This is a genomic window from Arthrobacter sp. TJ-266, from assembly GCF_058269115.1.
The window spans coordinates 35,043-58,730 of record NZ_JBZCNC010000001.1 but is presented as its reverse complement, the minus strand read 5'-3'; the positions used below and the strand labels follow the sequence as shown (position 1 = coordinate 58,730).

Sequence of the window (23,688 nt, the reverse complement as noted above, 5' to 3'; positions counted from 1 at the left end):
ACGATCTTAAACACAGACGATCTGTGCGTAAGATGACTTCACATCCACGGTCGGCTTCCCCGACCCCAGCCCGAAGGTCGCCATGCCCCACGCCAACCCCGCCACCTCCCCCGCGGAGCAGCCCACCGATGCCAGCGGCATTCACCCGTTCACCCTCCACGTCCCGGACGCCGATCTCGACGATCTCCGCCGTCGCGTCCTGGCCACGCGATGGCCCGACCGCGAGACCGTGACCGACACGTCGCAGGGGCCGCAGCTGGAGAAACTGCAGGCGCTCGCCCACCACTGGGCCACGGCCTACGACTGGCGCCGCACCGAGTCCCTGCTCAACGCGTGGAGCCAGTTCACCACCACGATCGACGGCCTCGACATCCACTTCGTGCACGTGCGGTCCTCCGTGCCCGGGGCGCGGGCGTTGCTGCTCACGCATGGCTGGCCGGGTTCCGTCCTCGAGTTCCGGCACGCCGTCGGGCCGCTGACCGATCCCGAGGCCCACGGAGGGGATGCGGCGGACGCCTTCGACGTCGTCATTCCCAGCCTTCCCGGGTTCGGGTTCTCCGGGAAGCCGACCGGGACGGGCTGGGACACGCAGCGGACCGCGAAGGCGTGGGCCGTGCTCATGGAGCGTCTCGGCTACGACCGCTGGTTCGCCCAGGGCGGCGACCTCGGCGCGTCCGTCACGGCCGAACTCGCGGCGCTGCAGCAGTCGGAGGAGATCGGGCTCGCCGGCATCCACCTCACCATGGCCCTCTTCATGCCCTCGGACGAGGAGATGCGCACCGCCTCCGCCGACGAGCAGGTGATGCTGCAAGAGGGCGGGTACTACTGGCAGACGCTCTCCGCCTACTCGCAGCAGATGTCCACCCGGCCCCAGACGATCGGCTACCCGCTCTCGGACTCGCCCATCGGTCTCGCAGCCTGGATCTACGCGATGTTCCAGGACGTCGGGGGCTCACACGACCGCCACGGGAATGCCGAGGCACTGTTCACCCTCGACGAGATGATCGACGACATCATGCTGTACTGGTTGCCCAACACGGCGGCGTCGGCCGCCCGCATGTACTGGGAGGCGGGCAGGAACGGCTGGGCCAACCCGGGAACGCTCGAGGAACCGCTCACGCTTCCCGTGGGGCTCAGCATCATGCCGGGCGAGTACGTCCGCCGCTCACGCCGCTGGGCCGAGCGACGCTACACGAACCTGGTGCTCTTCAGCGAGGTGGCCGACGGCGGGCACTTCGCGTTGCTCGAGCAGCCCGAACTCCTCGTCGACGACATCCGCGCGACGACCCGCGGGCTGCGGTAGGACGCCCCGGCCGGATCGGCGGGATCACCGACGCCGCGCAGAAGGGTCGCCAGGACGACTGGCTGATCACGATGCAGGCGGAGGCAGAGGCGGAACCCACGTTCCGCCGGTGGTGAAGCGAGGGTCTGAAGACAGGCTGCCGTGGGTGAAGGCCTGGCCCGAGACCACTGCGACACCTCCGCGCGAGCCCCTGGGCTGACGACGGATCGGTCTCGCCGGGGCCAGCCCAGTCACGGGCGCTAGGGTGGCTGCATGATCGCACTCGTGCACGCTCCGGCAGACCTCGTCGTCGGCACCAGCGACGGCGTCCGCGTCCGATTCGCCGGGGTGGAACTGGCGGACGCGCCGGGCTATGTCGGCGCCGCCGCCGGCACGTCGGGCATACATCTGCTCCTCAGTGGGGTGCGTGGGGATGAAACGCTGGCACGCGATGCGCGGTTCGAGCAGGAACGTGCTGACTGGGCGGACCGGCGTCGCCTCCCGGGATCGGACACGACGGAGAACCCACCGGTCATGCCTGCCATCGCCGTGTTCGACGGACTCAGCACGGTCGTCTCCGACGACGTCGGTACCGAGTACCACCGTGCAGGCGGCGTGGTGGCAGGAGACGGGACGCCATGGGATGCCCGTTGGATCTACACGCCGGCCCCACCGGTCACCGCCCGGACCCTACGCCTCGAGTTCAACGTGGACGGAACGCCGGCAGGGGTTTCCTGTGAGTTCGCCCTGTCCTCCGACTCCCATCGCTAGCAGCGCGATCATGGACGGCTTGGCACCACGACGGCTTGCTGGGACCGGCGCCGCCGTCGGCCTGCTGTCGCTCGTCCTGTACGTGGGCGCGGCGATCGCCTCCGCCATCGACTACAACCTGACCGAGGCGGCGGAGCTGCCGATCGACGGGCCGCCGTCGATCATCCTGCTCGCAGCCGCTCTCGGACAGGGACTCGTCCCTGTCGCGCTCACCCTGCTGGTCCTGGTGTTGGCCCTTCGGCGTCGTCACGGGGGAAGAAGGCGGCCCGACGACGAACCACGCCACTCGTGAGTCGTCGGGCGAAACTCGCCGATGCAGCCCGCCGTACGTGCCATCGCCGTCTGGGAGGGCGTCCCGGGCGCCGCCCGCGTTAGGCTCCGAGCATGCGCAAAGACGTCATCCCGGATCCCGCCAACAGCCGCGCGTTCTACAAGTTCCTGACCTCCGTGGTGGTGCCTCGGCCCATCGCCTGGGTGTCATCGACGTCCGCGGACGGCGTGGACAACCTCGCACCGCACTCCTTCTTCACCATCGCGTCCGTGAACCCGCCGATCGTCCAGTTCACCTCCGTGGGCCGCAAGGATTCCGTGCGCAACATCGAGGCGACGGGCGAGTTCGTCGTCGCCTTCACGCCCGAGCACCTCTTCGAGGCGGTCAACGCCACCGGAACCGACTTCCCGCCGGACGTCAGCGAGTTCGACGCCGTCGGCCTCACCCGCGAGCCCAGTCTCACCGTCACACCACCGCGCGTGCGCGAATCACCGGTGGCCCTCGAGTGCCGCCTCCACCTCATCCAGGAGATGGGCGACTGCACGCTCGTGTTCGGCGAGGTGCTGCACGCCGTTGTCTCCGAGGACGTGCTCGACGGCGACCTGCCGGCCATCGACGCGCTGGCTCCCCTCTCCCGCCTCGGGAAGAACGAGTGGGGGACGGCGGGCAGCATCCGCGAGATCACGCGCATCCCGGTGCAGCAGTGGCCCGGCCATTACGCAGATTCCCCCTCCTGACAAGGGATGACGCGCGTGTCCCGCCCCACAGGTGCTGCTCAGCGTCCTGACCTACAGTGAGGTCATCTGCGGGTTAGCACCCCATCCCCGGCTGGGAAGCCTTCTCGCTACCCCAGGGACAACCATGAGTGTCACCGCTGCCCCCCGCACCGTCCGCATCTCGCGGCCGAACGACGTCGTCGCCTCCTACTCCGTGCTGCTGAAGCAGGTGCGCAAGGAAGGCCTCCTCACCCGCCGACGCCGGTTCTACGTCTCGGTGTTCGCCCTCCTCACGCTCGCGATGGGCGCCGCATGGACGGGCTTCGCCCTCCTCGGTGACACCTGGTTCCAGCTGCTCATCGCCGCCGCGCTCGGCGTGGTCCTCACGCAGGTCGCCTTCCTCGCGCACGAGGCCTCGCACCGCCAGATCTTCACGACACGCGGCGCGAACGACTGGTCCGGACGCATCCTCGCCGCCGGCGTCGTGGGCATCAGCTACGCGTGGTGGATGGACAAGCACACCCGCCACCACAACGACCCGAACACCGTGGGCAAGGACCCGGACATCGAGGTGGACACCATCTCCTTCCTCGAGGAGGACGCCGCGAAGGCCAAGGGCTTCCACGCCTGGATCACCCGCCGCCAGGGCTACCTGTTCTTCCCGCTGCTCACCATGGAGGGAATCAACCTCCACGCCCGCTCCATCAGCACCCTCTTCGCCCGCCGCACCATCAAAGGCCGCTGGGTGGAACTCGCCCTCCTCGGCGCCCGCTTCGGCGCGTACCTCGGCATCCTGTTCTGGTTCCTGCCCGTCGGCATGGCGTTCGCGTTCCTCGGTGTGCAGCTCGCCGTGTTCGGCGTGTACATGGGCGCCAGCTTCGCCCCGAACCACAAGGGCATGCCCGTTGTACCCAAGGACAGTACGCTCGACTTCTTCCAGAAGCAGGTCCTCACCTCGCGCAACATCCGCGGTGGCTCCTTCGTGAACAACGCCTTCGGCGGACTGAACTTCCAGATCGAGCACCACCTCTTCCCCGACATGCCCCGCCCGCACCTGCGCCGCGCAGCCGTGATCGTGAAGGAGCACTGCGAGCGCCTGCGCGTGCCCTACACCGAGGTCGGCGTCGCGGCGTCCTACGGCGCCGTGGTCTCCTACCTGAACCGCGTGGGCCTCGCGGCGCGTGACCCGTTCGACTGCCCCATGGTCAACCGCTACCGCCGCACCTGAGCCTCGACCGTCGAGGACCCGGCGCTGTGACCTCTTAGAGTGCGGCCACCGGGTTCGCGAGGATGTGCCTGAGGACGGGCCGCGTGGCGCGGAGGCCGGCGTACACCAGGAGTATGCCAGCGACGAGGCACCCGAGGACGATCCCCACCGACAGCGGCGCGAAGATCAGTGCCATGCCCGCGAGCGGCAGGATCACGATCACCGCAGCCACCGCGCTGCCCACGGACACCAGGACGAGTGGGGCCATGACGGCCCTGATACGGGCGGCGTCCATGGTGGCCATCGGCATGCCGAGCCGGTCGAGGCTGACGTAGAGGGCCCGGCGGTCCAGCAGGAGTGAGGACTGGTTGATCCCCGCGGAGCAGGCCACCATCAGGAACGACGCCACGATGGTGATCAGCACTCCTGTGCGGACGTCGTCGGGCAGGAACCGCTCTGCGCCCTCCGCGGGCCCCGCCGCCTTCATGAGCGCCGCACCCGTGCCGCCGAACACCGCGACGAAGCAGGTCATGGCCACGCCGCTGACCTGGCTCCAGGCCGCCTTCGGTGAATCGAGGATCTGGCGTGCGGCCAGCAGCCGCTCCGTGGTCCTCGCCGAACGGACCTGACGCCGGGCCACCACTGAGATGAGCCATGGGCCGATGAGGTTGAGGACACCCAGGGCGCACGCGAAGCCGACGCCGAGGATCACCACGATCGTCGCGAGGTCGGCGACGCCACTCAGATTCCCCATGACCATCGCGACGACGGCGATGACCACCACGGCGACGACCGCGCGCAGCCAGTGCAGCCGCGGCGCCTGCTGGCGGGTCCGCACCCCGAGCGGGGAGATCACGATCTTCCGGAGCCCGAGCATCGCACTGAACGCGGCCAGGAGCACCACTCCCAGGGTCACCAGGGCGATCGGACCGGGGCCCATCCACAGGGCACTGCCGAGCGGCTCACCCCGGAACGGGATCATGCGCACGAAGGGCAGGAGCGCAAGATGCCCGATCACACCGGCGAGTGCACCGACGGCCGCCAGGAGCGCGGACTCGGCGACGGTCATCACCGCGACGGTCGACGACGGCGCGCCCAGGAGCCGCAGGGTGGCGAGCCGCTCGTCGCGGCGTCGGGCCGACAGCCGCGCCGCGGACCCGCCGAGGGTCAGGAGGGGCACCACGAGGAGCGCCGTCGCGATCGCGGCCAGCGCCTGGTAGAGCTGCGCCGTCTCGTCCTGCCACTGCAGGAAGGACAGCGCGCCTGCGACGACCGTGAGGAGCAGCGCCGTGACGAGCGCGAACGCCGTGACGGGCAGCGCCGCCGCGGAGGCTCCCCCGGCCGAGGGCCTCGCCAGGAGCCAGGCGAGACGCAGCGCGACGGTCACGGGAACGCGTGAGAACGGCACCCGGTCGTCCGTGACGGACAGCGTCGGGGCGCTCACGCGGCAACCTCCGCATTCCACGCATCGTCGACAATGAGCCCGTCGCGCAGCCGGACGGTGCGCCGGCAGCGGCGGGCCACGTCGTCGTCGTGCGTGACCACCACGAGGGTCTTCCCGGTTCCGACGGTCGAGTCGAGGAGGACGTCCATGACCTCGGCGGACGTGCTGGAATCGAGCGCGCCGGTGGGTTCGTCCGCGAAGATCACGCTCGCACCGGACACCTGGGCGCGCGCGATGGCCACCCTCTGCGCCTGGCCGCCGGAGAGCTGGCCGAGCCTCCGGCCCTCGAGGCCACCGAGACCGAGCGCGGCGAGCCACTGGGCCGCCGAGTGCTCGGCGCTCGCGCGGTCCACACCGAGCAGCATCAGGGACACCGCCACGTTCTCGAGCGCGGTGAGTTCCGGGATGAGCAGGCCCTGCTGGAACACGAAGCCGAAGGAGGCACGGCGGAGGGCGGACCGGTCCCGATCCGGCATGCGGGCGATGTCCGCGGAACCTCCGCCCAGCTGCAGGAACACCTGACCCGAGTCCGGGGTGATGATGCCCGCGAGGCAGTGGAGCAGGGTCGTCTTGCCGCCACCGGACGGACCCATGATCGCCAGGGACTCTCCTCCACGGACGTCGAGACTGAGCCCGGCGAGGGCGCGGGTGGTGTCGTAGGTCTTCGTGAGGCCGCGAGCGCTGAGCACCACCGGGCGGGCGGCGTCGGGCGGCAGCGGCTGCGGCTGCGGCTGCGGCCGGGCATGGTGGGTGGCTGGTGTGGATGTCATACCTCCATGCTTCCGACGCGTCGCCTCGAGCGCGTCGGGCGAGGGTGGGACCGTCCGCCGCCGGGGCTCATACCGCGGGGGGACGGCGCACTCATCCCGTGTGCGGGCGGTGGCAGGATGAGGAGCAGTGCAACGGACGACGACCGACGCGACGAACCGGGGGAACGGCAATGGCGGGGCTCGACGATCTCCAGGAGAAGAAGCGCGTGCGCTGGGCGCGGGCGGAGCGGTACGCGCACGGCGTTGCCGACAACGGCATGGGAGAGGCCTTACGGCTCTACTACACGCGGTACTTCCCGGCAGGGGCATTGCTGGTGGTCGGCCTCGTGCTTGGAATCGCGGCGCTCCTCCCCGGACCGATCGAGTGGGGCTTCGCCGTCCAACTCGTCATCTTCCTGATCGCGCTGGGCGGAGGCATCTGCGGCCTGCTGTACAACTCGAAACGCCTCGCGCCACGGGCGAACCTCGGACGAAACACGAATATGGGCGTGCTCTTCGCCCTCGAGAAGGACGAGCGCGCACTCGTGCTCAAGCACATCTCCGGTAGAGCGCCACTGAACCCTGATCACCTTCGGATCGCGCGCGGAGCTGCGGTGCAGCTCCGCAAAGGGTCGGCGACCCAGCTTCTCCTGCTGCCCTTCTGGCTGTATTCGCTCGCTTCCCTCCTCGATGATGTTCACTGGATCTCTGCGGTACTCGTGACCAGCTTCATCGCGATCTCGGTGTGGGCGGTCCTCGACTTCCGCCGCAAGGGACGCTTCCTCGCAAGGACGGATAGGATGGTCGAGCCGGAGCGCAAGTAGGGCGGCGACCTTGCCGATCCGGCCCCGGAATCGGCGGCGATGGCTACCGTGGAGGGATGTTCTTCCTCTTCGGTCTGTCCACGCGTGAGCATCTCCACTTCACACGCTCCGCCACCTGCCGGTACTGCGGCGTCTTCGCGCCGCAGCAGGCGATCGTCCGCAAGACGAAGCTCTCCGTGTTCTTCATCCCGCTCATCACCCTCAAGAAGACACGCCTGCAGGCTTGCACGAACTGCGGCGGGACCACCCGGCTCAGCGGCTCGGAACAGCGCGCCCTCGCCGGCTGAGCCCCACGCGGGTCAGCCGTCCGTCGGATCGACCGTCCCACGAACCAGGCTCACGGTGGAGTGCGTGGGGTCGCCGTCGTACGGCTCGTCCGAGACGTCCACGATCGGGAACTGGGCGAGATCGATGTCCGCCGGCACGGTGAAGGTGCCCTCGTCGCCGTCCATCACGCCCACGGTGTACATGCGGGTCAGGTCGGGGGCGATCAGCCAGACCTCGCGGTACCCCGCCGGCTGCTGCCCCTCGACAGAGACGTCGAGGACCCTCGCGCCGTCGCTATGCTGCGTGACCGTCACCGCGCCACCGCCCGAGTAGCCGGGGAGTGCTGCGAGGTCGGTGCGGGCGAGGACGGCGCCGTCGTCGCTCCTGAACGCCTCGAGACCCCACAGCGAGGCACCGCCCGCGATGATGCCGATCGCAGCCGCCGCTGCGAGCCAGCGGCCCGAGAAGCGCCGGCCCCCACGTCGTGATTGCGCCGCGCGGAGGGGAATCACCGTCGCACCATCGCGCACCCCCGGGGCGCCCTGGCCGTCGGCCGTGCTCGACGGATCGGTGAGACCGAGTTCCCGGGAGATGGCCTCCCAGACGGCGGGGCCGGGCTGCTCGAGGGGCCCTTGGCCGCCGTCGCGCGATGAGCACGACGTCGCGCAGGTCCTCGACCTCCACCGAGCACTGGATGCAGGAGGAGAGATGCTCTGCCGATCGCGGGTCCACGGTCTCGCCGATCGCGGCGAGGGCGGCCGTCTTCGGGTCAAGATGCCGCATTCCACTCCCCCAATCGCGTGCGTAGCTGGACCAGACTCCTGCGAATGTGGCTCTTGACCGTTCCCAGCGGGAGGGCGAGACGTTCGGCGATCTGTTGATGTGTGAAGTCTTCGTAGAAGGCGAGCCTGAGGATCGATCCCTGGGGCTCCCCGAGGAGATCCAGCTCGGCGCGCATCACCACACGGTCCGCGATGGAGTCCACGGTGGAGCTCCGTTCGATCCGCGTATCGGGCAGGGCCACTGCGCGGGCCACGAGCTGCTGCTGCCGTGACCGCGCCGCGAGGACATCGACCACCGCGTTGCGGCTGATCCCGAGGATCCAGGCCGGCGCCGAACCCGCTGCCGGGTTGTAGCTCCCGCGGAAACGCCAGGCCCTGACGAACACGTCCTGGGTGACGTCCGCTGCGGCAGCGCGGTCGTCGAGCGAGCGGAGCGCGATGGAGAACACCAGCGGCGAGACACGCCCGTACGCCTCGGCCAGGGTGGTCTCGTCACCCGTTGCGAAGCTGCGATCGAGCTCCTCGGTCCACGCGGAACCGGAAGAATCCACCCAGCCCTCCTTGCGCGCGGCTTCCCGGAGCCGCGCCGCGGAGACACCGTTCATCCCGGTTTTCTCATCCGGCACGGTTCAGAGTGGCAGGGCTGTGAGGACCACATCATCTTCATAGTCGCCCTCCTCCGGCAGCCAGTCCCCGCCGCAGGTGATGACCTTCAGCTCGTGAGCGCCGTCGCGGTCGAAGATCTCGGAGCCGTTCAGCGTGGCCTTCGGGACGTTGCTCACGTCCGTGACGCGGTTGCTCAACGAACGCCCGCCCTCGAGACCGACCGTCACGATGCTCCCGGCATCCACGTCCTTGAGCTGCGCGAACGGCATGACCTCCGTGAGGCTGTCCACGTGCGCGGCGATCACGGCGTTCCCGGCGTCGGCTCCGGGTGCCGGCCCGAAGCGGTACCACCCGGCCTCGTAGAAGCTGTCCGGGATCTCCATGGCGTCGTTCTCCTCGATCCCGACCTCCACTACGGCGACGTCGATGTCGGTGCCCTCGACGGAAAGGGAGACGGGCCGCGGATCGGGCGGCTGGAGTGCCGCATCCGCCGGTCTGACGAGAGGGGCGGCCTGCGGAGTCACCGGGGCGGTCAGCGGATCCGTGACGGAGTTCCTCACCGGAGGCGCGGAGACCCCGGGCTGCGCCTGTACCGACACCTCGGCGGTGGGCGCCGGATCCCCGGCACCGTTCCCGCCCTGGGCGCATCCCGTCAGGAGCAGGGCGGCGAGGACGACGACGGCGGAGCGGTCTCCCGCGGCCGCGACGGCGGCGGAGACCGTGCCGGCAGCCGTGGTGAGGGAGGCCTCATTGGGGTCGCTCAAGGTCTGGACGATCAGCGAGCCGCCCGCGAGAACGTCGACGGCGGGAGCCGCTGCGGTGTGGCGCACCGTGACCCGTGCCTCGCCTGCAGGGACGGCCGAGATGTCATTGGTGTAGAAGTTGGCGGTGGGGGCGCCCTCGGCGTCGAGGTTCGCCGTCGCGGTGTAGTTGCCACCGGCCGCCAGGGTGACGTCCACCGGCCCGATGAGCGGGGCGCTCGCGTCCGCGGCGTCGGCCGCCGTCACCGCGAGCTGGTAGTCGCCGGCCGGCGGTTCGAGCGGACCGGCGAGGGTTCCGGGGGTGAAGTCGTCGAGGGTGAGGGCCCCATTGACGTACACGTCCACGGTGAGATCAGGCACGGCGTGCAACACGGACAACGCGGCGGGTGCGGGTGCTTCGGCTGCACTCGCCGGGGCGGCGAGGGACGCGGCTCCGACGACGGCGACTGCTCCGGCGGCATACAGGCTTCTGTGCGTGGCTACTCCTTGGCGGGGCCCCGGTGGGGGCTCGACTGGCTGGCACCCTGTACTACCGGCGTCGGCCCCGCTTCGGATGCACGGAAGCCGCACTTTTTTCCCCGGGGTCTCCCCCGGCGCCCGATCAGGCGTTCCAGAGGCCGTACGAATCGGCCAGTGAGGAGATCTTCTGTGCTCGTGCGAGGCGCGGCAGGTACGAGCCGTCGCCGACGACCGCCCCGGCCGCGTGCTCCCGCAGCAACTCCGCGGCCCAGTTGATCTCGGACTCGCTCGGGGACAGGCCCTGGTTGATGGTGTCCGTGGCGTCCGGCAGGAGGCACAGCTTGCCGGTCATCCCCATGGACGCCGTGACCTTGCAGGCTTCGAGAAGGTCGTTGCCGAGGGCTCCGACGGTCGGCCCGTCGATCGGGCCGGGCAGCTGCCCCACGCGGGACGCCACCACGAGCTTGGAGCGCGCATAGGCGAGCGCCATCGGATCGTCCGACGCCCCGGTGTCGCGGCGGAAATCACCGACGCCGAACGCGAGGCGGAACGTGCCCGGGGCGCTGGCGATCGCCGTCGCGTTCTCGATGCCGAGGGCGGATTCGATCAGGGCGAGCACCGGCGTGCCCGCCTGCAGCCGCATGGCCGTGTGGGTCACCTGCTCCGGCTTCTCGGTCATGGCGAGCATGACACCGCGCAGACCGGGCGTTCCCGAGAGAGCCGCGAGGTCGTCGGCCCAGTACTCCGTCTCGATGCCGTTCACACGCACCCACGCGGTCATGCCCGTGGACAGGGCTTCGACCACGCGCTCGCGCGCTTCCAGCTTGTTCGCCGCCGGTACGGCGTCCTCCATGTCGAAGACCACGGAATCGGCCTCGGACGTCAGGGCCGGGATGAACGTGTGCTCGGAAGCAGCGGAGGCCAGCAGCCAGGATCGGGAGAGCTTGGCGGGAAGCGCGGCAGCGCGGCTGTTTCTGAGGGAGGTGGCCATACTCCAAACAGTACTGAGCGCGCGCCGTCAATAGCCACCGAGGCGGCCTGCCGAGCCGCGAACACTACGACCAAAAGACCTTGACCGTGTGCGGACCCGGGCCTAGCATTCGTATACGATCCGTCCCGCGGTCCGCCGTCCGCGGCACCGCACCCCGAAAGACAATGAGGTTTTTCATGGCCATGGCACCAGACCGTCAGGCGTCCGAGACGAACTCGCGAGCCCCTGAGCGTATGAGCGCCGCCGACCGGAAGGTGCTCGCAGGCACCATGGTCGGCACAACCATCGAGTGGTACGACTTCTTCATCTTCGCCCAGGCTGCGGGCATCGTCTTCGCGACCCTCTACTTCGGACCCCTCGAGGAGGAGAGCACCGGGCTGGCGCAGCTCGTGGCCTGGGCCACGATCGGCATCAGCTTCTTCTTCCGGCCGCTCGGCGCCGTGGTCGCCGGCAGGCTGGGTGACAAGATCGGCCGGAAGGCCATGCTCGTCTTCACCCTCGTGCTGATGGGCTCCGCAACCGCTCTGATCGGTCTCCTGCCCACCTACGCGCAGATTGGCATCTGGGCGCCCGTCCTCCTGATGCTGCTGCGCATCCTGCAGGGGTTCTCCGCCGGTGGCGAGTGGGGCGGGGCAGCCCTCATGGCCGTCGAGCACGCACCCGTGAACAAGCGCGGGTTCTGGGGCGCCTACCCCCAGATCGGCGTTCCCGTCGGGATGATCCTGGCGACCCTCGTGCTGTACCTGCTCCGGACCTCCCTGTCCCCCGAGGCCTTCCTGGCCTGGGGCTGGCGCATCCCGTTCCTGCTGTCGGTCGTGCTGATCGTCGTGGGGTACTTCATCCGGTCCGCCGTCGCGGAGAGCCCCGTCTTCAAGCGCATGATCGAGCGGAGGCGCGAGACGGCGACGCCCCTGCGCAGCCTGCTGAGGACGAACAAGAAGCAGGTGGTCCTCGCCGCCGTGATCTTCATCGGCAACAACGCGGCCGGCTACCTCGTCATCGCCTTCCTCTCCTCCTACGCGCAGCGCACCCTCGGCATGCCCGCGGCACCCGTGCTGCTCGCCACGCTGCTGGCCGCGTTCGGCTGGCTCATCTTCACCCTGTACGGGGGCATCCTCTCCGACCGCATCGGCCGCGTCCGCACCTTCCAGATCGGCTACGGGCTCATCTTCCTGTGGATGATCCCGCTGTTCCTGCTGATCGACACCCGCAACATCTGGGCCTACGGCATCGCCATCTTCGTGCTGACCATCGGGCTCGGGTTGTCCTACGGCCCCATGTCCGCCATGTACGCGGAGATGTTCCCCGCCAACGTCCGCTACTCCGGGATCGGGATCGGCTATGCGCTCGGCGCGATCCTCGGTGGCGCCTTCGCTCCCCTCATCGCGGAGGCCCTGCTGCGGGAGACCCAGCAGTCCATCTCCATCAGCTTCTACATCATGGTGCTCTGCGTCATCTCCTTCATCGGCGTGACGCTGGTCAAGGAGACCAAGGGTGCCCCGCTGGAGGCGGACGACCACGTCGAGGCCACCAGCCGCTGACGCAAGCAGGCGTTGGCGCCGCTCGTCAGCGCCGACGCCGGCGGACCCGCCGCCGCTGGCGGTCGTCGTCGGGCCCCTCCTCCACACCGGGTGAGGGGCCTGACCGATTCCCGGGAGCGGAACGTCCCACCTCAAGACGGCGCTGCGTGGGCATATGCGGACATGCCCGCACTGCACGCAGGCACCGTGGGATGGTCCGCTCGGGCGGGTATGCCCGACGGCGGCCTGGCGGCAGGGTGCAAACGTCGGGCAGGCGGCTTCCTCCCAGGTGATGGACCCGACCAGTGGGAGGAAGTCCGTATTCCCTCGTCACGCGCCGATGGAATGGGAGGAAGTGGCCCCCCTTCTGAAGAAGCGGCCCGCCCTGGCCGTCGGCCGACCCACCACCTGCCCCGCACCCGCGGCCACCCCGGCAGGACGACGGCGACGACGGCAACATCGGCCGCGCGGGAGCCGCTAGAGTGTCGACGTCGGGCGCTCGAGGCGCCGTGCCTGCAAAAGAGGCAATAAGGGCCAGGGGCCCGAGGCACATACGGAACCCACCCACTGTCGTCGTCCGGGTGACCGTGTGCAGCGATGCCCGCGCCCGGAGGACGTCCGCTCCATGAGGACCTCCATGCCGACCACCCGCACCACTCCCACAGCGTCCACCGTCTCCGCGCGCATCGCCACCGCCCTCGAAGCCGTCGCCACCGAGGTGTTCGGTGTGATGGGCAACGGCAACGCCCATTTCCTCGACGCCGTCATGGGCTCGCCCGTCCTGCACTTCACGGCCGTCCGCCACGAGGCCGGCGCGGTCGCCGCAGCCGACGCGTATCACCGCGCGAGCGGCCGCATCGCAGTCGCGACCACCACGTACGGCGCCGGTTTCACCAACGCCCTGACGCCGCTCGCCGAGGCCGTGCAGGCGGAGATCCCGCTGGTGCTCGTGGTCGGCGACGCCCCCACCACCGGCGTGCGTCCCTGGGACGTGGACCAGGCGGGCATCGCCAAGGGCCTCGGCGCCACCACGTTCACGGTCGACGCCGAACGGCCCACCGCGGTCACGCTCGCCGCCGTCGCGCACGCCCTGCTGCACCGCGAACCCGTGGTGCTGGCCATACCCTACGACCTCGCGGGCGCCGATGCCGCCGTCGACGAGGCGATGGGGCCCCGGGCCGTCCCCGCCCGGGTGGAGCCCGCCCTCACCGACATCGCGCAGATCGCGGCCCTCCTCGCCCAGGCCGAGCGTCCGCTGGTCCTCGCGGGCAGGGGCGCGTGGATCAGCGGCGCCCGGGATGTCGCCGCCCAGCTCGCCGACCGCCTCGGCGCACTCACCGCCACCTCCGGCCTCGGCGCGGGCTTCTTCGCGGAGCACGGCGGCGCCCTCGGGATCGCCGGCGGCTGGGCCTCGGAGCGGACAGCCGAGCTGATCGAGCAGGCCGACGCAGTGCTGGTCCTCGGTGCCGCGCTCAACCAGTTCACCACCCGCTTCGGTCACTGCTTCTCCGCGGACGCGGAGGTCGTCCAGGTCGGCGTCGCGCCCGGCCCGACATCGCCCCTGGTCACCCGGTACGTCCGCAGCGACGCGCGGCTCGCCGCGGAGGCCCTCCTCGCCGTCGTGCCCCACCGCGCCGCGAACCGCTGGCGCGACGCCGTCGACACCCGCGGCGCACACGACGCACGGCCCGACGGCGACGCCACCGCGCCCGACGGTCGCCTCGACCCGCGGAGCCTCTGCCGCGCGCTCGACCGCATGCTCCCCGCGGACCGGGCGATCGTCCAGGACGGCGGCCACTTCATCGGCTGGGCTCCCGCCTATCTCCGCGTGTCCGCGCCGAACCGCCTGATCATGGTGGGGACGGCGTACCAGACGATCGGCCTCGGATTCCCAAGTGCGGTCGGGGCGGCCCGCGCACTGCCGGACTCCACGCTGGTGCTCTGCACGGGCGACGGCGGCGGGCTCATGGCGCTCTCGGACCTCGACAGCGTGATCAGGACCGCCCGCCGCGCCGTGATCGTGGTGTTCAACGACGCCGCGTACGGCGCCGAGATCCACCAGTACGCGGTCCGCGGCATCGACTCCGGGCCCATGATGATCGACGAGGTGAACTTCGCGGGCCTCGCATCCGCGCTCGGCGCGCACTCCGCCGTGATCGCCGGTCTGGATGATCTCGCCGGCGTCGAGGAGTGGCTCGGGTCCGACGACGACGGCGTGCTCCTGCTCGACTGCCGCATCTCCCAGCAGATCGTGGCTCCCTACATGCAGGAGATCGTCGCGGTCGCGACGGGCGCTCGGACGTAGCGGCTGCTGGGGCCGGAGGTAGCGGCCCGCGTCAAGCGCTTCCGGCGTCTCCTCTCGAGCGGTCCCCGGGCGACGACGGTGTGGCCGCAGCGGACTAGGGTCGAAGCAGGAACCACCCGGGCCGCGCGCACCGACACCGTCGGATCCCGCGGCTGGCCAGGGTGCCGAGACCATCCTCCGAGGAGCCACCGTGACCGCCACGACGAACCCGACCGCAGCCGTACCCCCGGGGGCGGCCGACGACCGTTCCGTGCTCGTGGCCGGCGCGGGGGGTGTCATCGGGAGGCACGTCGCCGACGAGTACACCCGCCTCGGCGTGCCCGTCCGAGGGCTCAGCCGCCGGCCCGTCGACGGAGCGCGCTGGGAGCACCTCGCCGTCGACCTCCTGGATACGGAGGCGACCGAGCGGGGACTCGAGGCCGCGAGCGACACCACGCATCTCGTGTTCGGCGCGTACATCGAGCGGCCCACCACGGCGGAGCAGATCGAGGTGAACTCCGCGCTGCTGACCAATGCTCTGCAGGGCCTGGAGGCCGCCGGCGCACCGCTGCGCCACGTCACGCTGTACCAAGGCGGCAAGGCCTACGGCGCGCACCTCGGCTACTTCAACACGCCCGCCAAGGAACGCGACCCGCGCCTCGTGCAGCCGAACTTCTACTACGACCAGGAGGACATCCTCCGGGCAGCCGCGGCGAAGCACGGCTTCGACGCCACGATGCTGCGTCCGGAGGGCGTGGTGGGGTACGCGACCGGCAACCCGATGAACATCCTCATGGTCATTGCCGTGTACGCGAGCATCTGCCGCGAACTCGGTCAGCCCCTGCGCTTCCCCGGTACGCACGCCGCCTACGACGCCCTGTACCAGGTGACGGACGCCTCCCTCCTGGCGAGGGCCACGGTCTGGGCCGGCGCCGAACCCAGGGCGGCCGGCGAGGTCTACAACATCACCAACGGCGACCAGATCCGCTGGCGACACCTCTGGCCCGTGTTCGCGCGCCACTTCGGCATGGACTACGCCGAGCCTCAGCCGGTGGACCTCGCCGAGGCCATGCCGCACCACGAGCGGCTCTGGGCGGGCATGGTGGAGGAGCACGGGCTGGTCCCGACGCCGTTCGCCGACCTCGCCGGGTGGTCATTCGGCGACTTCCTCTTCCGCTCGGACTTCGACAACGTCACCTCGACCATCAAGGCGCGCCAGCACGGCTTCGGCGACTGCCTCGACACGGAGGACCGCTTCCTCGACCTGTTCGACACGCTCGCTGCCGACCGTGTCATCCCGCCGCTGACCTGACGCGTCGCGGGTGTGCGACAACGCCGGGGCGACGCCGAACAGGTGAGCGCACTACCTCGAATCGGTGGAAGGCGCCGCCGGTATGACCGCACCGGAGTGGGCCGGGAGGGGTTCGGCCGGGACAGCGCGGCCGGGGTCGGCACCCTGCCCTGGCTCTGCGGCCGGTCCGGCCGGACCGGGCTGCACCGGCATCGGCATCGGCTGTGCGTTCTGCATCTCCTCCTGGGTCAGCGGTTCACCCTCGGATCCGGAGCACGCTGTCGCTGCGACGACTCCCCCTTCGTGCGTGATCAGCGGGGGCTGCGCGGCCGAGGTGCAGGGTGAAGGGGCGTCGGGAGCGTGGTCCGGGAGGGGCACCGCGGAGGGATCCGGGCCCACAGGTTCTGCACCGATGACGGGAGGGCCCTCCGGGATCGTCTGCGTCTGCGCGACCCTCGTGACCGTCACCTCGTTCGTCGGGAGAGCCGCGCGGAGGCACTGGGCTATGCGTTCGGCGTCGGTCCCGCTCGCATCGGCCACGAGAGCGAGCCCCATGCTCGACGACGGGTAGGACGCAGATTGCCAGGCCTCAGCGACCGACGGATCCTCGATGCACTGCGCCGGATCGCCATCCTGAACGCCACCGACGCCGATCTGCCACCTCCCGGGAGTGCTCCCGGCGGTCTCGCCGACCACAGGCTGGCGTTCCGCGGGCCCCTGCCCGCAGGCCGAGACCACCAGTACAGCGCCCAGCGCGCACACCATGACGAGCTTCCTCATGGGACCCCCCTCCCTCGAGCCGCGTCCGGTCGGTGCGGTGTACCGCGATGCTAGCCCTCGGGCCCGCTCCTGGCGAGGGACGGGCGGCGGGGCGCGGGCGGGACGGGCGGCGGGCAGGCGGTGGGACGGCGAACGAGGGACGGGCGAACAAAGCCGCGCGGGCACGGCTCCTGTGCACGTGGATCAGCGCGACGGCGTCGTCGCGTCAGTAGGTCGCGTACCGGACCACCTTCGCCGGAGATCCCACGACGACCGCATCGTCGGGAACATCCCGGGTCACCACGGACGCCGTCGCGACCACGGCGTTCCGCCCGACCGTCACCCCGGGCAGGATCGTGGCGTTCGCGCCGATCCAGACGTTCGGACCGAGCACGATCGGCGCCGGGATGAGATCCGTACGGCGGCTCGGGGCGAGGTCGTGGTTGAGGGTCGCGAGGACCGCGTTGTGTCCGATGAGGCAGTCGTCCCCGATCGTGATGCCGCCCTGGTCCTGGAACATGCACCCTGCGTTGATGAACACCCGGCGCCCGATCGTGATGTTCCTGCCGAAATCGGTGTGGAACGGCGGGAAGACGGTCACGGACTCGTCCACCGGCGCACCGATCAGCCGGGACAGGAGCCGACGCACCTCGGCCGGCTCCCTCCACCCGCTGTTCAACTCGCCGGTGATGCGCAGGGCTTCCTGACTGGTCTCGTGCATGACCGCGTGCAGCGGAGAGCCTCCCGGGATGGTCCTGCCGGCCCTCAACTCGTCCAGCAGATCCTCGAGGGTCATGGCGATCCTCTCCTGCGGAACGTTGGCGGTATCGGTCAACCCTGACAGGGTGGGGCGATGACCAGCAACAGCGACACCCAGCGAGCATGGGAGACGGCGTCCCAGAAGCACGTCCGGGAGTACGACGAGCTGCTCGCCGAAGCCCGCACGGCCCGGCTCCTGCCCGTCGAGGAGACCCTGCTGCGCGAGCTCGTACCGGGCGCCGACGTCGTCCACCCGATGAGCGGCCACGGCATCGACGACCTCGCGCTGGTTCGCCTCGGAGCGCGCAGCGTCACGGGCGTCGACTACAGCCCGACGGCGGCTTCGGCCGCCCAGCGCCGCGCCGACGAGCTCGGTGCCCCCTGCCGCTACGTCACCGCGACGCTGCCGGACAGCGGTCTGGCTGATAGCTCCGCGGACCTCGTGTACACGGGCAAAGGGGCGCTGATCTGGCCCGAGGACCTCGGGGCGTTCCTCGTGGAGATGCACCGGATCCTGCGATCAGGCGGCCACGTGTTCGTCTACGAGGCGCACCCCCTGACGCCGCTGTGGACCTGGGACGAGGGGCAGGCAGAACTCCGCCCCCACCGCGGGTACTTCGAGCGCAGCCACGTCAACAACTCCTTCCCCGCGCGTGGCGCCGTGGAACACCAGCGCACACTCGCCGAGGTGGTGATGGCCTTTCTCGGCGCGGGTTTCGAGCTCCTTCACCTCACGGAGCACCCGGACCCGTTCTGGAAGCCGGCCGGCACTCACGCGGCGGCGTGGAGCGGGCAGCTTCCCAACTCCTACAGCCTGCTGGCCCGGCGCCGGAGCTGAGCGGCCGGTGGCGGAGCCCCGCGTGTCAACGGAGCGCTTCGCCTGCCCGTTGCCATGCAGCGATTCCACCCTTGAGCGAATACGCCTCGTACCCGTTCTTCGCCAAGTGACGAGCGGCCGTCGCCGACCGCATACCCGACTGGCAGACGGCGATCACCTGACGATCCTTGCGAACGCCCGGACTCCCAGCCTGCAGCCGGTCGAGAGGCAGGTGCTTCGACGAGGGGATGCGGCCGGTACGCCACTCGGCGGCACTGCGTACATCGAGTACCACGGCGCCCTCGGCGATCATGCTCTTCGCCTCGGCGACGTCGATGATCGTGAACGGCCGGCGGAAGGTGGAGGTGATCCGCTCGATCATGCCCATGCTGTTCCTGCTTCCTGGTGACGGGATCCTCTGCCGCGCCTAGGCCTCCCTTGCGAGCGAGAGCCCCGCAGGTTGTCGTGGCAGGAGGGACCGCGTTGCCGAGCAACGCAGACCTTCACCTTATACCCCCCGGGGTATAAGGTGAAGGTCAAAAGCTATCTGGAGGACGTACATGCAACTCGATACCGCGGACGTGACGCCCATTCTCAACCGCCTCAAGCGGGCCCAGGGTCAACTCGGCGCAGTGGTCCGCATGCTCGAGGACAGCCGCGACTGCAAGGACGTGGTCACGCAGCTCGCTGCTGTCTCAAAGGCACTCGACCGAGCCGGCTTCGCGATGATCGCCAGTGGACTCGAGCAGTGCCTGCGCGATCCTGACGGCTTCCTCGACAAGAAGGACCTCGAGCGACTGTTCCTGTCACTCGCCTAGCCGGCGCGTGCGACTCGCGCCGTCCCATCGGCTGCGCAAACCTGATCATGCCCCCGCTAGACGCCGACTCCACCACCTCCGTCCGAGGTGCCGGATCAGCCATCCATGAACACCCCAGATGTCCCTCGAAGGAGTACGAGCATGGCCTACGTTCACTCGATCACCGTTCCCCTGACCCACACTCAGGCCGTCCTACGCGTCCGTGACGCACTCGCCGAGCAGGGCTTCGGCATCCTGACCGAGATCGATGTGAGAGCGACATTCACAGAGAAGCTGGGCTCCGACGCCGGCGATGCTGTCGGCGATTACGTGATTTTGGGCGCCTGCAACCCTTACCTCGCCAGCAAGGCCCTCGCTGCGGATCCGACGCTCGGCGCACTGCTGCCGTGCAACGTGGTGGTTCGCACCGAGGGAGGCGACACCACCATCGAGGCCGTTGACCCGCTGACCCTCCTGCAGGTCAGCTCCCACGCCGGCATACGGGCGATCGCGACTGACGCCGACGAACGGCTGCGAGCATCGCTCCAGACCGTGCAGGCCTCTGCGTAGACCGCCGCGGGACACCTCCGCAGCCCCACACACGTGCTCGCCGCGTCACCCCTCGCGCCGCCGGAGCTGAGTCAGGAGCGCGGCCGGAGGTCGTAGATGCGCTTCAGCTTCCCGCTGGAGCGCACGAGTGAGCCCTGCTCGACCACCGCGACCTGGCACGTGGTCCCGATGTGCGTCTTGATGCGGTGCCGCAGTTCCTCGGCTGCCGCCGTCGCCTCGACGGCCGTGACGCCGTCCCGCGGCTCCACGCGGATGGTCAGCTGGTCCATGCGCTGGCCCTCCGGCCGGGTCAGCTCCAGCTGGAAGTGTGGGCTCAACGCCGGGATCGCCAGCGCCAGTTCCTCGACCTGCGTGGGGAACAGGTTCACCCCGCGGACGATCACCATGTCGTCGCTCCGCCCGGTGATCCGCTCCATCCTGCGCATGCCCGGCCGCGCCGTGCCGGGCAGCAGCCGCGTGAGGTCGTGCGTCCGGTAGCGGATGATCGGCAGGGCCTCCTTGGTGAGGGACGTGAACACCAGCTCCCCCGCGGCACCGTCGGCGAGTACCTGCTCGGTGAAGGGGTCGATGATCTCGGGGCGGAAGTGGTCCTCCCAGACGTGCGAGCCGTCCTTCGATTCCACGCACTCCCCCGCGACGCCCGGCCCCATCACCTCGGACAGGCCGTAGATGTCGCAGGCGTCGAACGCCATGCGGCCCTCGAGCTCCTGGCGCATGCCCTCGGTCCACGGCTCGGCGCCGAGCACGGCGGTCTTGAGGGACGTCGAACGCGGGTCGATCCCCGCAGCCGCCATCGCGTCGAGGATGGTCAGCAGGTAGGTGGGCGTCGCGAGGATCGCGTCCGGCTCGAAGTCGCGGATGAGCTGCACCTGACGCTCGGTCTGCCCTCCCGAGATGGGGATCACCGTGCAGCCGAGCCGTTCGGCGCCCGCGTGCGCGCCGAGCCCGCCCGTGAACAGGCCGTACCCGTAGGCGTTGTGCACCTTCCAGCCCGGCTTGACCCCGGAGGCACGCAGCGAGCGCGCCACGAGCGACGCCCACCGGTCGAGGTCCCCGAGGGTGTACCCGACGACGGTGGGCTGGCCCGTGGTGCCCGACGACGCGTGCACGCGCGCGACCTGCGCCTGCGGCACGGCGAACATCCCGAACGGGTAGGTGCTGCGGAGGTCCTCCTTCGTGGTGAAGGGGAACCGCGCCAGATCCTCGAGGGACCGCAGGTCCGAGGGGTGCACGCCGGCGTCGTCGAACTTCCGCCGGTACAGCGGCACGTTGGCGTACGCATGCGCGAGCGTGGCCTGCAGCCGCTCGAGCTGCACGGCCTCGAGGTGGTCGCGGCTCCACGTCTCCTCGTCGTCGAGGGACGCCGGATCAGCGGCCGTCGCCCGCAGTGGCACGGTGGTCATCGGTACTCCTTCCAGCCGGCTTCAGGACCGGCCCGCGTGGGCATGGCGGCCCGCCAGGATGGGCGCGAAGAACCTGCCGAGCGCCGCGGGCTCGGTGAGCGGCAGCACGTGTGCCACGTACTGGTCCGGACGGACGACGACGACGGCGCCGGTGCGGGTGATCCCCCGGACGTCGAAGATGTCCTCCGAGACCTCGGCGGAGCCGGCCGCGAAGACCTTCTCGTGGTCGGTCAGCCCGAACGGTCCGACCGACGGCAGGAAGGTACGGGGCACCTGCGTGATGTCCACCGCTGCATGGTGCTGCTGGTACACGATCTTCACGTCGAACCACGCGTCCCGATCGAGGTCGGCGGGCGTGGCGCCCACCGGGGAATCGGGCGCGCCGTCGAGCCAGTCCGCGAGCTCGGTGACCGCCGAGGCCGTTCCCGGCTGCGCCCCGTCCGCGAAGACGTAGATCCGCCACCGCCCGTCCGCCGTCGCCTGGTGTCCGAGGTGGAGGGGGACGCCGTCGCACACGCGAACCACCGAGGCGGATTTGAAGCGCCGCCCGATCGGGAAGCCCGCGGCCAGCTCCTGGTGCACGGGCTCGCCGACGAGCAGCGACGGCGCGTACTGCGTCATGAAGCCCGCGGGGAACTCGATGGTGCGCACGTAGAAGTCCTCGAGCTCGGACGGGTCCGCGAACTCCTCCGGCTTCTTCGCCATGAGGGTGGACCACTCGCGGTCGAAGTCGATCAGGTTCTGCGCGACCACCTGCCGCTCCGCCGAGTAGGTGCCGAGGAGCTCCTCCGGGCTGCGGCCCTCGAGCACGTGCCCCAGTTTCCAGCCGAGGTTGAAGCCGTCCTGCATCGAGACGTTCATGCCCTGGCCGGCCTTGGCGCTGTGCGTGTGGCAGGCGTCGCCCGTGATGAACACGCGCGGGGTGCGCGTGCCGAGATCCTTCGGCAGGACGTCGTCGAACCTGTCCGTGAGCCGGTGGCCCACCTCGTAGACGCTGTGCCACGCGACGTTCCGCACGTCGAGCGTGTAGGGGCTGAGGATGCGGTTGGCCTGCGCGATGATCTGCTCGATCGTGGTGTTACGGACGGCACCGTTGCCGGCCGGATCCACCTCGCCGAGGTCCACGTACATGCGGAACAGGTGACCGCCCTCGCGCGGGATCAACAGGATGCTGCCGCCCGCGCCGGACTGGATGGCGCACTTGCGGCGGATGTCCGGGAAGTCGGTGGCCGCGACGGCGTCCATGACGCCCCACGCGTGGTTGGCGGCGTCGCCCGCGAGCGTGCAGCCGATGGCCCGGCGCACCCCGCTCCGGGCGCCGTCGGACCCCACCACGTACTTCGCGCGGACCGTGCGCGGTGCGCCGTCGCCCCCCGTGGGCGTGAGGGTGACCGTCACCGGGTACTCCTGGGAGTCGTCCACGGTGAGGTCCACGAACTCTTGGCCGTAATCCGGTTCCATCCGGGTGGGTGCGTTCCTCATGAACTCGGCGAAGTAGTCCAGTACACGGGCCTGGTTCACGATCAGGTGCGGGAACTCGCTGATCCCGGCGGGGTCGTCGGCGGGCCTGGCCGTGCGGATGATGCGCGAGGGATCGGCGGGGTCGGGCTTCCAGAACGCCATCTCGACGATCCGGTAGGCCTCGTCCGTGATGCGCTGCGCGAAGCCGAACGCCTGGAACGTCTCGACGCTGCGTGCCTGGATGCCGTCGGCCTGCCCGATGGGGAGGCGCCCTGACCGCCGCTCGACGATGCGTGTGGTGATGCCGGGGAACTGCGAGAGCTGCGCGGCGGTGATCATGCCGGCCGGGCCCGTACCGATGATCAGGACGTCCACCTCGTCCGGCAGGTCCGCGGACCGGTCCACACCGACGCCGGCCGCCGGTTGGACCCGGGGATCGCCCGAGGTGTAACCGTGGTGGTGGAACTGAATGGGCGTGCCTCACTTCATCGTGGTCCCGCAGGCGTCGGCGCTCCGGCGAGCGGGCACCGCACTTCTCTCGTGCAGGGCGATGCTAGCTCCTCGCGACGACGGTACTCAATTCGCCCGACCTGCACGCGGCCATCCGGTCCGCGAGGTGGCGAGCGGTCAGAGTGTCCGCACGGCGTCGAGCGCGTCCAGGACCGCCAGCGACGGGACGTCCGCGGCCGCCGCGACCACGGCCAGGGGCTCACCGTTGTCGATCGCCGTCGCCACCGCGATGCGGAGCTCGGTGGTCGGGAAGGGGTCCACCGTCATGCCCGCGCTGATCGGGAGGTCCTCGAGGACCTCGCTGCGCATACCGCCCAAGCCGTCCGTGTTCATGGCCACTCCCATCCTGTTGTTGCCTGCCAGTCTGACCTTCCTGCAGCTACCTGT

24 protein-coding genes and 2 pseudogenes are annotated in these 23,688 nt (G+C 70.1%); 13 read left to right on the top strand and 13 right to left on the bottom strand.

The window, feature by feature from the left end; genetic code table 11:
- Nucleotides 1-82 precede the first annotated feature (82 nt).
- From AC4D12_RS00310 to AC4D12_RS00290, 5 genes are all read left to right on the top strand, one after another.
- Nucleotides 83-1,303 (top strand): epoxide hydrolase family protein, encoded by a 1,221-nt coding sequence (locus AC4D12_RS00310; protein WP_490947793.1) that lies wholly within the window; start codon nucleotides 83-85, stop codon nucleotides 1,301-1,303.
- A 252-nt stretch (nucleotides 1,304-1,555) separates the two neighbouring features.
- Nucleotides 1,556-2,053, top strand: a complete 498-nt coding sequence (locus tag AC4D12_RS00305; RefSeq protein WP_490947792.1) for a hypothetical protein — start codon at nucleotides 1,556-1,558, stop codon at nucleotides 2,051-2,053.
- 10 nt (nucleotides 2,054-2,063) lie between these two features.
- Nucleotides 2,064-2,345, top strand: a complete 282-nt coding sequence (locus AC4D12_RS00300) for a hypothetical protein (protein WP_490947791.1) — start codon at nucleotides 2,064-2,066, stop codon at nucleotides 2,343-2,345.
- Nucleotides 2,346-2,437: 92 nt separating this feature from the next.
- Nucleotides 2,438-3,061: a flavin reductase family protein gene (locus AC4D12_RS00295; protein ID WP_490947790.1), complete on the top strand. Its 624-nt coding sequence runs from the start codon at nucleotides 2,438-2,440 to the stop codon at nucleotides 3,059-3,061.
- Nucleotides 3,062-3,185: 124 nt separating this feature from the next.
- Nucleotides 3,186-4,268 carry a fatty acid desaturase family protein gene (locus tag AC4D12_RS00290; RefSeq protein ID WP_490947789.1) on the top strand — a complete coding sequence of 361 codons (1,083 nt, stop codon included), beginning with the start codon at nucleotides 3,186-3,188 and terminating at the stop codon, nucleotides 4,266-4,268.
- 34 nt (nucleotides 4,269-4,302) lie between these two features.
- Here the strand turns inward: AC4D12_RS00290 and AC4D12_RS00285 are convergent, their stop codons facing one another.
- Together AC4D12_RS00285 and AC4D12_RS00280 are read right to left on the bottom strand one after the other, a co-directional pair.
- Nucleotides 4,303-5,691 carry an FtsX-like permease family protein gene (locus tag AC4D12_RS00285; protein ID WP_490947788.1) on the bottom strand — a complete coding sequence of 463 codons (1,389 nt, stop codon included), beginning with the start codon at nucleotides 5,689-5,691 and terminating at the stop codon, nucleotides 4,303-4,305.
- Entirely contained in the window at nucleotides 5,688-6,461 is a 774-nt protein-coding gene (locus AC4D12_RS00280) for an ABC transporter ATP-binding protein (RefSeq protein ID WP_490947787.1), read from the bottom strand. The genes AC4D12_RS00285 and AC4D12_RS00280 overlap by 4 nt, the downstream gene beginning before the upstream one ends.
- Nucleotides 6,462-6,631: 170 nt before the next feature.
- On the opposite strand from AC4D12_RS00280, the gene AC4D12_RS00275 reads away from it, so the two are divergent.
- Nucleotides 6,632-7,264, top strand: coding sequence for a hypothetical protein (locus AC4D12_RS00275; RefSeq protein WP_490947786.1), 633 nt, complete (start codon nucleotides 6,632-6,634; stop codon nucleotides 7,262-7,264).
- A 56-nt stretch (nucleotides 7,265-7,320) separates the two neighbouring features.
- Nucleotides 7,321-7,551 (top strand): zinc ribbon domain-containing protein, encoded by a 231-nt coding sequence (locus AC4D12_RS00270; RefSeq protein ID WP_490947785.1) that lies wholly within the window; start codon nucleotides 7,321-7,323, stop codon nucleotides 7,549-7,551.
- Nucleotides 7,552-7,563: 12 nt separating this feature from the next.
- On the opposite strand, the gene AC4D12_RS00265 is transcribed toward AC4D12_RS00270, so the two are convergent.
- From AC4D12_RS00265 to AC4D12_RS00245, 5 genes and pseudogenes are all read right to left on the bottom strand, one after another.
- Nucleotides 7,564-8,043, bottom strand: a complete 480-nt coding sequence (locus AC4D12_RS00265) for an anti-sigma factor (RefSeq protein ID WP_490947784.1) — start codon at nucleotides 8,041-8,043, stop codon at nucleotides 7,564-7,566.
- A gap of 257 nt (nucleotides 8,044-8,300) precedes the next feature.
- On the bottom strand, nucleotides 8,301-8,918 hold the full coding sequence (locus AC4D12_RS00260) for an RNA polymerase sigma factor (RefSeq protein ID WP_490947783.1): 618 nt from the start codon (nucleotides 8,916-8,918) through the stop codon (nucleotides 8,301-8,303).
- A gap of 24 nt (nucleotides 8,919-8,942) precedes the next feature.
- Nucleotides 8,943-9,356 (bottom strand): annotated as a pseudogene (locus tag AC4D12_RS00255) (class F sortase); the annotation flags it as partial.
- Nucleotides 9,357-9,593: 237 nt separating this feature from the next.
- A pseudogene (locus tag AC4D12_RS00250) lies at nucleotides 9,594-10,145 on the bottom strand (DUF4397 domain-containing protein); the annotation flags it as partial.
- A 136-nt stretch (nucleotides 10,146-10,281) separates the two neighbouring features.
- Nucleotides 10,282-11,130: an HpcH/HpaI aldolase/citrate lyase family protein gene (locus tag AC4D12_RS00245; protein ID WP_490947782.1), complete on the bottom strand. Its 849-nt coding sequence runs from the start codon at nucleotides 11,128-11,130 to the stop codon at nucleotides 10,282-10,284.
- Between the two features lie 233 nt (nucleotides 11,131-11,363).
- On the opposite strand from AC4D12_RS00245, the gene AC4D12_RS00240 reads away from it, so the two are divergent.
- From AC4D12_RS00240 to AC4D12_RS00230, 3 genes are all read left to right on the top strand, one after another.
- On the top strand, nucleotides 11,364-12,671 hold the full coding sequence (locus AC4D12_RS00240; RefSeq protein ID WP_490948749.1) for an MFS transporter: 1,308 nt from the start codon (nucleotides 11,364-11,366) through the stop codon (nucleotides 12,669-12,671).
- 604 nt (nucleotides 12,672-13,275) lie between these two features.
- Nucleotides 13,276-14,955, top strand: a complete 1,680-nt coding sequence (locus AC4D12_RS00235; RefSeq protein WP_490947781.1) for a thiamine pyrophosphate-binding protein — start codon at nucleotides 13,276-13,278, stop codon at nucleotides 14,953-14,955.
- Between the two features lie 190 nt (nucleotides 14,956-15,145).
- On the top strand, nucleotides 15,146-16,246 hold the full coding sequence (locus AC4D12_RS00230; RefSeq protein ID WP_490947780.1) for an SDR family oxidoreductase: 1,101 nt from the start codon (nucleotides 15,146-15,148) through the stop codon (nucleotides 16,244-16,246).
- Between the two features lie 51 nt (nucleotides 16,247-16,297).
- On the opposite strand, the gene AC4D12_RS00225 is transcribed toward AC4D12_RS00230, so the two are convergent.
- Together AC4D12_RS00225 and AC4D12_RS00220 are read right to left on the bottom strand one after the other, a co-directional pair.
- On the bottom strand, nucleotides 16,298-17,005 hold the full coding sequence (locus tag AC4D12_RS00225; protein WP_490947779.1) for a hypothetical protein: 708 nt from the start codon (nucleotides 17,003-17,005) through the stop codon (nucleotides 16,298-16,300).
- Between the two features lie 205 nt (nucleotides 17,006-17,210).
- Nucleotides 17,211-17,780, bottom strand: coding sequence for a sugar O-acetyltransferase (locus tag AC4D12_RS00220; RefSeq protein WP_490947778.1), 570 nt, complete (start codon nucleotides 17,778-17,780; stop codon nucleotides 17,211-17,213).
- Between the two features lie 57 nt (nucleotides 17,781-17,837).
- Here AC4D12_RS00220 and AC4D12_RS00215 point away from each other — a divergent pair, with 57 nt between their 5' ends.
- A complete protein-coding gene (locus tag AC4D12_RS00215; RefSeq protein ID WP_490947777.1) occupies nucleotides 17,838-18,581 on the top strand; it encodes a class I SAM-dependent methyltransferase in 744 nt (247 codons plus the stop codon).
- A 25-nt stretch (nucleotides 18,582-18,606) separates the two neighbouring features.
- On the opposite strand, the gene AC4D12_RS00210 is transcribed toward AC4D12_RS00215, so the two are convergent.
- A complete protein-coding gene (locus tag AC4D12_RS00210) occupies nucleotides 18,607-18,948 on the bottom strand; it encodes a rhodanese-like domain-containing protein (RefSeq protein ID WP_490947776.1) in 342 nt (113 codons plus the stop codon).
- 172 nt (nucleotides 18,949-19,120) lie between these two features.
- Between AC4D12_RS00210 and AC4D12_RS00205 the strand changes: the two genes are divergently transcribed.
- Both AC4D12_RS00205 and AC4D12_RS00200 read left to right on the top strand, forming a co-directional pair.
- A complete protein-coding gene (locus AC4D12_RS00205) occupies nucleotides 19,121-19,378 on the top strand; it encodes a metal-sensitive transcriptional regulator (RefSeq protein WP_490947775.1) in 258 nt (85 codons plus the stop codon).
- Between the two features lie 141 nt (nucleotides 19,379-19,519).
- Nucleotides 19,520-19,927, top strand: a complete 408-nt coding sequence (locus AC4D12_RS00200; RefSeq protein ID WP_490947774.1) for a DUF302 domain-containing protein — start codon at nucleotides 19,520-19,522, stop codon at nucleotides 19,925-19,927.
- Nucleotides 19,928-19,998: 71 nt separating this feature from the next.
- Here the strand turns inward: AC4D12_RS00200 and paaK are convergent, their stop codons facing one another.
- From paaK to AC4D12_RS00185, 3 genes are all read right to left on the bottom strand, one after another.
- Nucleotides 19,999-21,330, bottom strand: coding sequence for a phenylacetate--CoA ligase PaaK (gene paaK / locus AC4D12_RS00195; RefSeq protein ID WP_490947773.1), 1,332 nt, complete (start codon nucleotides 21,328-21,330; stop codon nucleotides 19,999-20,001).
- A gap of 21 nt (nucleotides 21,331-21,351) precedes the next feature.
- Nucleotides 21,352-23,262 carry an FAD-binding monooxygenase gene (locus AC4D12_RS00190; RefSeq protein WP_490948748.1) on the bottom strand — a complete coding sequence of 637 codons (1,911 nt, stop codon included), beginning with the start codon at nucleotides 23,260-23,262 and terminating at the stop codon, nucleotides 21,352-21,354.
- A gap of 156 nt (nucleotides 23,263-23,418) precedes the next feature.
- Nucleotides 23,419-23,640 (bottom strand): hypothetical protein, encoded by a 222-nt coding sequence (locus AC4D12_RS00185; protein WP_490947772.1) that lies wholly within the window; start codon nucleotides 23,638-23,640, stop codon nucleotides 23,419-23,421.
- Between the last annotated feature and the right edge of the window lie 48 nt (nucleotides 23,641-23,688).

Excerpts from the sequence above, each read along its gene's own strand:
- AC4D12_RS00210 (WP_490947776.1), bottom strand. The coding sequence starts at position 18,948 with ATGGGCATGATCGAGCGGATCACCTCCACCTTCCGCCGGCCGTTCACG.
- AC4D12_RS00290 (WP_490947789.1), top strand. The coding sequence starts at position 3,186 with ATGAGTGTCACCGCTGCCCCCCGCACCGTCCGCATCTCGCGGCCGAAC.
- AC4D12_RS00310 (WP_490947793.1), top strand. The coding sequence starts at position 83 with ATGCCCCACGCCAACCCCGCCACCTCCCCCGCGGAGCAGCCCACCGAT.
- AC4D12_RS00205 (WP_490947775.1), top strand. The coding sequence starts at position 19,121 with ATGCAACTCGATACCGCGGACGTGACGCCCATTCTCAACCGCCTCAAG.
- AC4D12_RS00275 (WP_490947786.1), top strand. The coding sequence starts at position 6,632 with ATGGCGGGGCTCGACGATCTCCAGGAGAAGAAGCGCGTGCGCTGGGCG.
- AC4D12_RS00225 (WP_490947779.1), bottom strand. The coding sequence starts at position 17,005 with ATGAGGAAGCTCGTCATGGTGTGCGCGCTGGGCGCTGTACTGGTGGTC.
- AC4D12_RS00300 (WP_490947791.1), top strand. The coding sequence starts at position 2,064 with ATGGACGGCTTGGCACCACGACGGCTTGCTGGGACCGGCGCCGCCGTC.
- AC4D12_RS00235 (WP_490947781.1), top strand. The coding sequence starts at position 13,276 with ATGAGGACCTCCATGCCGACCACCCGCACCACTCCCACAGCGTCCACC.
- AC4D12_RS00295 (WP_490947790.1), top strand. The coding sequence starts at position 2,438 with ATGCGCAAAGACGTCATCCCGGATCCCGCCAACAGCCGCGCGTTCTAC.
- AC4D12_RS00305 (WP_490947792.1), top strand. The coding sequence starts at position 1,556 with ATGATCGCACTCGTGCACGCTCCGGCAGACCTCGTCGTCGGCACCAGC.
- AC4D12_RS00220 (WP_490947778.1), bottom strand. The coding sequence starts at position 17,780 with ATGACCCTCGAGGATCTGCTGGACGAGTTGAGGGCCGGCAGGACCATC.
- AC4D12_RS00280 (WP_490947787.1), bottom strand. The coding sequence starts at position 6,461 with ATGACATCCACACCAGCCACCCACCATGCCCGGCCGCAGCCGCAGCCG.
- paaK (WP_490947773.1), bottom strand. The coding sequence starts at position 21,330 with ATGACCACCGTGCCACTGCGGGCGACGGCCGCTGATCCGGCGTCCCTC.
- AC4D12_RS00240 (WP_490948749.1), top strand. The coding sequence starts at position 11,364 with ATGAGCGCCGCCGACCGGAAGGTGCTCGCAGGCACCATGGTCGGCACA.
- AC4D12_RS00260 (WP_490947783.1), bottom strand. The coding sequence starts at position 8,918 with ATGAACGGTGTCTCCGCGGCGCGGCTCCGGGAAGCCGCGCGCAAGGAG.
- AC4D12_RS00270 (WP_490947785.1), top strand. The coding sequence starts at position 7,321 with ATGTTCTTCCTCTTCGGTCTGTCCACGCGTGAGCATCTCCACTTCACA.
- AC4D12_RS00245 (WP_490947782.1), bottom strand. The coding sequence starts at position 11,130 with ATGGCCACCTCCCTCAGAAACAGCCGCGCTGCCGCGCTTCCCGCCAAG.
- AC4D12_RS00200 (WP_490947774.1), top strand. The coding sequence starts at position 19,520 with ATGGCCTACGTTCACTCGATCACCGTTCCCCTGACCCACACTCAGGCC.
- AC4D12_RS00215 (WP_490947777.1), top strand. The coding sequence starts at position 17,838 with ATGACCAGCAACAGCGACACCCAGCGAGCATGGGAGACGGCGTCCCAG.